The following is a 1,475-nucleotide window of genomic DNA, read 5'->3' as shown; positions in this document are numbered from 1 at the left end:
GGCTGGATTGCCGAGCGCAACGATACCGAGGAGTTGCCGGGACCGACATCGAAATACGGCATCGAGCGCCTCAACGACCCCAAGCTGGCCGAGCTGCGCTTCAACCTGCACCGCAAGCCGCGTCGCGCTGTTGCCGGCAAAAACGTCACCCAGATGCATTACGCACGCCAGGGCCTCATCACGCCGGAAATGGAATACATCGCGATCCGTGAAAACCTGCGCCGCCGCGAATACCTGGAAAGCCTGAAAGCTTCCGGTCCGATGGGCCAGAAGCTGGCCGACCTGATGGGCCGCCAGCATCCCGGCCAGAGTTTCGGCGCGGCGATTCCCGCCGAGATCACGCCGGAATTCGTGCGCGCCGAAGTCGCCTGCGGCCGCGCGATCATCCCTGCCAATATCAACCACCCGGAAATCGAACCGATGATCATCGGCCGCAATTTCCTCGTGAAGATCAACGCCAACATCGGCAATTCCGCAGTCACCTCGTCCATCGGCGAAGAAGTGGAAAAAATGACCTGGGCGATCCGCTGGGGCGGCGATACCGTGATGGACTTGTCGACCGGCAAGCACATCCACGAAACCCGCGAATGGATCATCCGCAATTCACCGGTGCCGATCGGCACCGTGCCGATTTACCAGGCGCTGGAAAAGGTCAATGGCAAGGCTGAAGACCTGACCTGGGAAATCTTCCGCGACACGCTGATCGAGCAGGCCGAGCAAGGCGTTGACTACTTCACCATCCACGCCGGCGTGCGGCTGCAGTACGTGCCGCTGACCGCCAGGCGCATGACCGGTATCGTGTCGCGCGGCGGTTCCATCATGGCGAAATGGTGTCTCGCGCATCACAAGGAATCTTTCCTGTACGAGCACTTTGAAGATATCTGCGACATCATGAAAGCGTATGACGTGTCGTTCTCGCTCGGTGATGGCCTGCGTCCGGGCTCGATTTACGATGCGAACGATGAAGCGCAGCTGGGTGAACTGAAGACGCTCGGTGAACTCACGCAGATTGCCTGGAAGCATGATGTACAGGTGATGATCGAAGGCCCGGGCCATGTGCCGATGCACCTGATCAAGGAAAACATGGACCTGCAGCTGGAGCAGTGCCATGAAGCGCCGTTCTATACGCTGGGGCCGTTGACCACCGATATCGCGCCCGGCTACGACCACATCACTTCGGGCATCGGTGCTGCGATGATCGGCTGGTATGGCACGGCGATGCTGTGCTATGTGACGCCGAAGGAGCACCTCGGCTTGCCGAACAAGGCTGACGTCAAGGAAGGCATCATCACCTACAAGCTGGCGGCACACGCAGCCGACTTGGCCAAGGGCCATCCGGGTGCGCAGATCCGCGACAATGCCTTGTCGAAAGCACGTTTCGAATTCCGCTGGGAAGACCAGTTCAACATCGGTCTCGACCCGGACAAGGCGCGGGAATTCCACGACGAGACGCTGCCGAAGGATTCGGCCAAGGT

The 1,475-nt window shown here is 60.1% G+C and carries 1 protein-coding gene; it reads left to right on the top strand.

Going from position 1 to position 1,475, the window contains the following annotated elements:
* On the top strand, positions 1-1,475 hold a 1,475-nt coding region (gene thiC, locus ACFQUU_RS29250; protein WP_382252146.1), incomplete at both ends, for a phosphomethylpyrimidine synthase ThiC.

Source organism: Herbaspirillum sp. GCM10030257 (assembly GCF_042666555.1).
Lineage (GTDB): Bacteria > Pseudomonadota > Gammaproteobacteria > Burkholderiales > Burkholderiaceae_D > Noviherbaspirillum.
Note: the sequence above shows the minus strand (reverse complement) of the source record. Positions and strands in the feature narration are given on the sequence as shown.